Raw genomic sequence first — 7,467 nt, forward strand, 5'->3', positions numbered from 1 at the left:
GCCTACCCCCGCATCCTGCACCCGCGCCCGGTGCGGCCGGGCTCCCGACGGCAGCGGGCGATCGGACTACGGGGCCGGGGCGATGCCCGCGATGGCCGAGAGCGGCAGCGTGCGCTCGATGTCGGCCTTCTGGTCGCGGGCGCGGAGGCGGCCGTTGGCGACGCTCGCCGGGGCCAGCAGGTAGTCGGCGACGATGCCGCCGGGCATCTTGACGCTCACCGTGAGCGTCTCTTTCGCGCGGGCCGCCGTCTCGAGCTGCCGGGCGAGCCAGCCGGCCTCGTCGGCGCTGCCCGAGGCGGCCCGGACGCGGTCGACGAGCGCGATGAGCGGATCGACGGTCGGGATCGAGGTCGTCGGCGTCGCCTGCCGTTCGCGGCGGAGGCGCACGACCTCGCCCGCGGCGTCCTCGGCGGCGACCGGGTACTTGGCATCCGCGAGCGCCCAGAAGACGATCTCGGGGGCGAAGCGGCTCGTCAGTCTCCCCTCGCCGGCGGGGATGAGTCCGACGGGCGTCAGCGCTTGGTCGACCTGGAGGGTCGCAATGACCTGGGCGTCGTCGGCGTGGACCACGGTCTTGGCCGGGAGCTCGATCTCGGGAGCGGGGCCGACGCGGATCGAGCCGAACTTCGCCGCGGACTCGTCGATGAGGTAGGCGAGCGGTTGCGGGATGCCCGTGCGCGAGACCCGTTCGAGGAACTCGCGGATGGAGTCCGCCGTGCGCCCCGAGGCGAGCGCCCGGTTCACCGAGGCGGCCGTCACGCGGTAGCTCGTGGCGAGGTCGCGCCCCTCGACGTCGGCGAAGGCGCGGAGGCCGGCGTCGACCGCGGGCTCGAGCGGGCCGGGGGAGACGATCGAGAGGTCGTGCTGCACGTACACCTGGTCGACCTGCGTCGGGAAGAGCTCGGCCATCGTCTCGGCCGCTCCGTCGACCGACCCGGCGAGCAGCAGGTGCCCTGCCCGGGACGGCACGCCGTCGACCGTGACGCCGAGCACCTCGGCCTCGGCCATCGCGGCTTCGGCGATGTCGATGAGGCGCTTGCGCCCGGCCGGGTAGAACCAGCGGGCGTCCTCGAGGATCGCATCGGCGGTGACGGCGTCGCCGCGACGGGCGGCGAGCATGAGGAGCTCCTCGGCGATGCCGGCGCGCCAGACTTCGGCGAGCAGCCGCCAGCGGCGGCCCGACGGGTCGAGGAGCCACTCGGCGCCGGCCGGCGTCTCGAACCACTCCTGCCCCTCGCGCACGATGAGCCCCGATTTCGACGCGATCGCCGCGAGCGGCGCCACGCGTTCGAGTTCGACGCCCGCGGCCTCGCCGAGGCGCTTGACGTCGGGCAGGGCGAGCCCGCCCTTCGCGAGTTCGCGCGCCGGCTGGGCGGCGATGCCGCTCACGAGTTCGGCGAGCTGGGACACGGTCGCGTAGGCGATCTCGGCCGCGTGGTGCTCGCGGGCGGCGGCCTCGCCGTCGCCGTCGGTGCCCACGGGCACGGGCGAGGGTGCGGCGACGAGCTCCGGGATGTCGGGCAGGTCGTTGCCGAAGCGCTGCGCGAGGCGGTTCGCCAGCAGCACCGGCACCTCGCTCGCCGTCTCGCCGGGCCGGCGGATGACGAGGAACTCGGTGCGGAGCCGTTCGAGTTCGAGGTCGAGCCGGTCGAGCAGGAAGTCACCCGCACCGGCCTCGACGAGGCGCTCGCGCACCGTGGCGTCATCGACGGCGCGGTCGGCACCGCCCTCCGCGTCGAGCGCCGCGGCGCCCAGCACCGCGAGCACGGCGATCGTCGGACGCTGGAGGCTCTCGAGCGCCGTGTCGATCGCATCGGCGGAGAGGAGGGCCTCGGCGAGGTCGAAGACGTCGTGCACCGGATGGATGGCCTCGAAGCGGCGCAGGCGCAGGCCGTCGAGGAGCGCCTCCGGCGGAAGCGCGTCGAGATGGGCCGCGAGCACGAGCATGATCAGCGGCGCCGTCGCTCGCAATACTCCTGACACACCATACGTCCGACAATAGTGCGCATGGGCGACTTCACGGCGGTACTGCAGGCGGGGCGCTCGGTTCCGGAGGGTGCGACGTATCTTCCGGCCGAGCCGACGACGGTGTTCTGGGGGCGGCTGCCGGCCGCCGGCGACGCCCCGGTCCTCGTGGTGGCGCCGGGAACCGAGGTCGTCGTCGACACCGTGTCGCACGAGGGCATCCTCGAAGACCAGGGCCGCGACCCGGTCGCCTGGTTCGCCGCGCACGGCGTGTCGCGGGAGGCCGTGCTCGACGAGGCGGTGGCGCTCGCCGCATCCGACCACCCGCACGACCCGGCCGTCGACGGGCCGCACGTCGTCACCGGGCCGATCGCGGTCGAGGGCGCCATGCCGGGCGACCTCGTGTCGGTCACCATCCTCGACACGACCCCCCGCGTGCCCTACGGCGTCATCTCGAACCGGCACGGCAAGGGCGCGCTGCCGGGCGAACTGCCCGCGGCGCCCGGCAACGTCAGCGTCTTCACCCCGATCGAGCCGGATGCCTCGGGCGGCTGGGTCGGCGCCCTGCCGCTCGTCGAGGGCGGACCCCGGGTCGTGCGCTTCCCGCTCGCGCCGTTCCTCGGCACGATCGGCGTCGCCGTCGCCGACGAGGAGCGCCCGCACTCGGTGCCGCCGGGAGCCCACGGCGGCAACATCGACATCAAGCTGCTCACGGAGGGCGCCGTGCTGCACCTGCCGGTGCAGGTGCCGGGCGCGAACGTCTACGTCGGCGACCCGCACTTCGCGCAGGGCGACGGCGAGGTCGCGCTCACGGCGCTCGAGGCGTCGCTGCGGGTGACGATCCGCCTCGATCTCATCCCGCGCGAGGAGGCGCTGCGCCAGTTCGGCGAGGTGCTCGGCCCGATGGTCGAGACCGACGAGCTCCTCGTGCCGACCGGGCATGACCGCGACCTCGACGAGGCGATGCGGCAGTGCGTGCGCGCGGCGCTCTCGCTCATCGCCGCGCGGTGGGGCATGGCCGAGCACCTCGCGTACGCGTACCTCTCGGCGGCGACGGACTTCCGGATCTCGGAGGTCGTGGATATCGTGCAGGGCGTACGGGCCGAGATCCGCAAGGCCGACTTCGACGGGGTGGTCCGATGAGCGAGGCATCCTTCGACGGATCGGTCTGGCGGGCGGTCGGCGACCCGCTCGTGGCGGGCGCGGCTGCGGGACCGCTCGCGGGCCTCCGCGTCGCGGTCAAGGACGTGTTCGCGGTCGCCGGGTTCCCGATCGGCGCCGGCGTGCCGGGCTATCTCGCCGAAGCGCCCGTCGAGGATGCCTCGGCGGACGCGGTCGCGGCCCTGCTGGGCGCCGGGGCGTCCGTCGTCGGCATCGCCCGCACCGACCAGTTCGCCTACTCGATCGCGGGCCGCAACCCCGCCTACGGCACCCCGCCGAACCCCGCCGTGCCGGGCGCGATCCCGGGCGGCTCGACCTCGGGACCGTCGGTCGCCGTCTCCCTCGGCCAGGCCGACGTCGGGCTCGGCACCGACACGGCCGGGTCCATCCGCGTGCCCGCCTCGTACCAGGGGCTCTGGGGGCTGCGCACGACGCACGGCTCGGTCGATCGCACCGGGATGCTGCCCCTCGCGCCCTCGTTCGACACCGTCGGCTGGCTCGCGCGCGACTCGACGACGCTCTTCGCGGTGGTGCGCGCGAGCCCGCAGGCCGGGTGGCGCCCTGCGCCGCGGTTCCTCGTCTGGCCGGCGCTGCTCGACGGGCTCGGCGCCGACGTGCGCGCGGCGTTCGACGCGGCCGTCGAGGCGCTCGCGGCGAACGGCTACCCCGCCGGCCGGATCGAGCCCGACGTCGACCCGCCCGCCCTGTACGAGGCCTTCCGCACCGTGCAGGCGGCCGAGGCCTGGCGGGCGAACGGCGAGTGGATCGTCGCGCACCCCGACGCGCTCGCGCCCGACGTCGCGGCGCGGTTCGAGTGGGCCTCGAGCGTGGACGCCGAGCAGGAGGCCGCCGCGCGCGGCGTGCTCGCGCTCGCCGCGGGGGCGCTCGACTCCGCGCTCGGCGACGCCGTGCTGCTCGTACCGTCCGCCGCTTCGGCGGCGCCGGCGCTCGAGGCATCCGGCCCCGAGATCGAGGCGGTGCGGCAGGCGACGCTGACGCTCACCGCGGTCGCGGGGGCGACGGGCCGACCCGCACTCTCGGTGCCGGTGCTCCAGGTGCCGGGTCCGACCGACGAGGCGGCCCCGCTCGGACTGTGCCTCGTCGGACCGCGCGGCAGCGATCTCGTGCTCATCGAGTTCGGGGAGGCGCTCGCCCGCGCGCTCGCGACGCCGCCGGTCGAGTAGCGACCTCCGCCGGTCGATCACCGCCCCTCGCCGGTCGAGTAGGCGCGCAGCGCCGTATCGAGACCTCGTCACCAGGTCTCGATACGCGACTCCGTCGCTACTCGACCAGCGAGAGGGCAGGACTCCGTCGCTACTCGACCAGCGGGCGTCGTTGCTCGACCAGCGAGAGGGCAGGACTCCGTCGTTGCTCGACCAGCGGGAGGGCAGGACTCCGTCGCTACTCGACCAGCGGGAGGGGTGGCGACCGTTCACCTGGATGAAACTTCTGTTTCGTATGATGGTGTCCTGAAACAGAGGAGCCGTATGCCCGAGACCGTGAACCCGCCCGCCCGACTGCTCATGGGCCCCGGCCCCGTCAATGCCGACCCGCGCGTGCTGCGCGCAATGTCCGCCGGACTCGTGGGGCAGTACGACCCCGCGATGACCGGGTACATGAACGAGACGATGGCGCTCTACCGGGGCGTGTTCCGCACCGACAACGAGGCGACGCTGCTCGTCGACGGCACGAGCCGCGCCGGCATCGAAGCCGCGATCGTGTCCCTCGTCGCCCCGGGCGACCGCGTGCTCGTGCCGATCTTCGGCCGCTTCGGGCACCTCCTCGCCGAGATCGCGACTCGCGCCGGCGCCGACGTGCACACGATCGAGACCGAGTGGGGCACCGTCTTCGCCCCCGAGCAGATCGAGGAGGCCGTCGCCCGGGTGCAGCCGAAGCTGCTCGCCGTCGTGCACGGCGACACCTCGACGACGCTCGCCCAGCCCCTCGACGCGCTCGGCGCGATCGCCGCCCGGCATGGCGCGCTCTTCTACACCGACGTCACCGCGAGCCTCGGCGGCAACCGGTTCGAGGCCGACGAGTGGGGCGTCGACGCCGCGACCGCGGGCCTGCAGAAGTGCCTCGGCGGTCCGAGCGGCTCCGCACCGATCACGCTCTCCGACGCCGCCGTCGCGCGCATCGCCGAGCGCTCGAGCGTCGAGGCGGGCATCCGCGTCGAGGACGACCTCGTCCTGGCCGACCCCATCCGGTCGAACTACTTCGACCTCGGCCAGATCCTCGAGTACTGGGGGCCGCGCCGCCTCAACCACCACACCGAGGCGACGTCGATGCTCTACGCCGCGCGCGAGTGCGCCCGCCTGCTCGTCGAGGAGGGCATGGACGCCGCCGTCGAGCGCCACCGCATCCACGGCGGGGCGATGGTCGCGGGCGTCGCGGGGCTCGGGCTCTCGATCTTCGGCGACCAGCGGTACCGCATGCACAACGTCGTCGGCGTCGAGATCCCGGGGGAGGTCGACGGCGAGCGGGTGCGCAGCGCGCTCCTGCACGACTTCGCGATCGAGATCGGCACGTCGTTCGGCCCGCTGCACGGGCGCATCTGGCGCATCGGCACGATGGGCGTCAACGCCCGCCGCGACGCCGTGCTCGCGACGCTCGCGGCGCTCGAGCAGGTGCTGCGCGCCGAGGGCGCCCCCGTCGTCGCGGGCGGCGGCGTCGGCGCGGCGCTCGACTGGTACGACGGCGAGGGCGCCGAGTGAGCGGGTCGACGCCCGGCATCCGTTCCGAGGCCGTGACCGCCGAGGATGCCGCGGCCGTCGCCGACCGCATCCTCGAACGGGCCGACGCGCTCGCGGCGCTCAGCTCCCACACCGACGGCATCGAGCGCACCCACCTCACCGCCGAGCACCGCGCCGCGAACGATCTCGTCGCCGGTTGGATCCGCGAGGCGGGGCTGAACGCCCGCGTGGACGCCGCCGGCAACGTGTGCGGCCGGCTCGAGGGCGTCGAGCCGGGCCTCCCGGCCCTGCTGCTCGGCTCCCACCTCGACACGGTGCCGGACGCGGGCCGCTACGACGGCATCCTCGGCGTGCTGCTCGCGATCGAGGCGGCCGCGTTCCTCTCGCCGCGCGCCGACGAGTTGCCGTTCGCCGTCGAGGTCATCGGGTTCTCCGACGAGGAGGGCGCGCGCTTCGGCAACGCGCTCTTCGGGTCGCGGGCGATCGCCGGCGGTCTCGACGAGTCGTTCTGGTCGGCCGAGGATGCCGACGGTGTGACCCTGCGCGACGCGTTCGCGGCCTTCGGCCTCGACGAAGCGCGCGTCGGCGACGCCGCGCGCGCCCCGCACGAGCTCGTCGGCTACCTCGAAGCGCACATCGAGCAGGGTCCGTTCCTCGAGGACTCCGACCAGCCCCTCGCCGTCGTCACGTCGATCGCGGCCGCGCGGCGCTTCGCCCTCGACTTCCACGGCGTCGCCGCGCACGCGGGCGGCACCCCCTACGATCGGCGCCGCGACGCCCTGCTCGGCGCGGCCGCGTTCGCCCTCGAGGTCGAGCGGATCGGCCGCGCGACGGGCGTCATCGCCACGGTCGGCCGCTTCCACGCCCATCCCGGCGGCGTCAACGTCATCCCCGGCCGCGTCGAGCTCAGCCTCGACGTGCGCGCCCCGGCCGACGTCGAGCGCGACCACGTCGTCGACGCGATCCTCGAGCGCGGGCGGCAGCTCGCGGCCGAGCGCGGGCTGCGCTTCGAGTCGGCCGAGATCTACCGCGCGGACGCCACGATCATGGACGAGGACCTCGCCGCCGCGATCGCGCACGGCATCGAGACCGTCACGGCCGCGCACGCGCCGCACCTCTGGAGCCGCGCGGGCCACGACGGCATGGCGGTCGCCGCGGTGACGGACGTCGCGATGCTTTTCGTGCGCAACGGCAACGGCGGCATCTCGCACTCGCCCGACGAGATCGTCGAGTCCGCCGACGTCGCGCTCGCGCACCGTGCGTTCGTCGCCGCGATCGAGCGGATCGCGGCCGGTGCGCGCTCGACCGGCGTCGAGGACGACCGATGACGGGTGCCTCCGGCCCCGGCACGTCCGACGCGACGATCGAGGAGCGCGTCGCCGCCCTCGACGGCTCCTTGAGCCCGCAGGAGCGCGCGCTCGCCGAGGTCATGCTCGACCACCTCTCGGAGCTCGCCGTCTACCGCGCGGGCGAGCTCGCCGAGCTCGCGGGGGTCTCGAAGGCGACCGTGAGCCGGTTCGTGCGGCGCCTCGGCTTCGCCGACTGGGCGGCGGTGCGCGCGAACGTCACGGCCCGCCGTGCCGCGGGGACGCCGATCGGCGCGGTCGGCGCGCCCGCCGGTTCGGCCGACGGCGCGGCCGTCGTGCTC

The 7,467-nt window shown here is 74.7% G+C and carries 6 protein-coding genes; 5 read left to right on the forward strand and 1 reads right to left on the reverse strand.

What is annotated here, in order from left to right:
- Nucleotides 1-66 precede the first annotated feature (66 nt).
- A complete protein-coding gene (locus GB864_RS04165) occupies nucleotides 67-1,971 on the reverse strand; it encodes a helicase-associated domain-containing protein (RefSeq protein ID WP_160423092.1) in 1,905 nt (634 codons plus the stop codon).
- Between the two features lie 36 nt (nucleotides 1,972-2,007).
- Between GB864_RS04165 and GB864_RS04170 the strand changes: the two genes are divergently transcribed.
- From GB864_RS04170 to GB864_RS04190, 5 genes are all read left to right on the forward strand, one after another.
- Nucleotides 2,008-3,108 (forward strand): acetamidase/formamidase family protein, encoded by a 1,101-nt coding sequence (locus GB864_RS04170; RefSeq protein ID WP_160423093.1) that lies wholly within the window; start codon nucleotides 2,008-2,010, stop codon nucleotides 3,106-3,108.
- Nucleotides 3,105-4,310 (forward strand): amidase family protein, encoded by a 1,206-nt coding sequence (locus GB864_RS04175; protein WP_160423094.1) that lies wholly within the window; start codon nucleotides 3,105-3,107, stop codon nucleotides 4,308-4,310. The genes GB864_RS04170 and GB864_RS04175 overlap by 4 nt, the downstream gene beginning before the upstream one ends.
- Nucleotides 4,311-4,613: 303 nt before the next feature.
- Nucleotides 4,614-5,840 (forward strand): pyridoxal-phosphate-dependent aminotransferase family protein, encoded by a 1,227-nt coding sequence (locus tag GB864_RS04180; RefSeq protein WP_236778865.1) that lies wholly within the window; start codon nucleotides 4,614-4,616, stop codon nucleotides 5,838-5,840.
- The gene (locus GB864_RS04185) at nucleotides 5,837-7,147 is read left to right on the forward strand and encodes an allantoate amidohydrolase (protein ID WP_336603869.1); all 1,311 of its coding nucleotides are present in this window, start codon (nucleotides 5,837-5,839) and stop codon (nucleotides 7,145-7,147) included. Before GB864_RS04180 ends, GB864_RS04185 begins: the two co-directional genes overlap by 4 nt.
- On the forward strand, nucleotides 7,144-7,467 hold a 324-nt coding region (locus GB864_RS04190), incomplete at its 3' end, for a MurR/RpiR family transcriptional regulator (RefSeq protein ID WP_160423095.1). The genes GB864_RS04185 and GB864_RS04190, both read left to right, overlap by 4 nt.

The sequence above is a fragment of the Agromyces seonyuensis genome, from assembly GCF_009789225.1.
Lineage (GTDB): Bacteria > Actinomycetota > Actinomycetes > Actinomycetales > Microbacteriaceae > Agromyces > Agromyces seonyuensis.

What these genes read in the sequence shown, in the direction of transcription:
- GB864_RS04180 (WP_236778865.1), top strand. Translation starts at nt 4,614, where the DNA reads ATGCCCGAGACCGTGAACCCGCCCGCCCGACTGCTCATGGGCCCCGGC.
- GB864_RS04175 (WP_160423094.1), top strand. Translation starts at nt 3,105, where the DNA reads ATGAGCGAGGCATCCTTCGACGGATCGGTCTGGCGGGCGGTCGGCGAC.
- GB864_RS04170 (WP_160423093.1), top strand. Translation starts at nt 2,008, where the DNA reads ATGGGCGACTTCACGGCGGTACTGCAGGCGGGGCGCTCGGTTCCGGAG.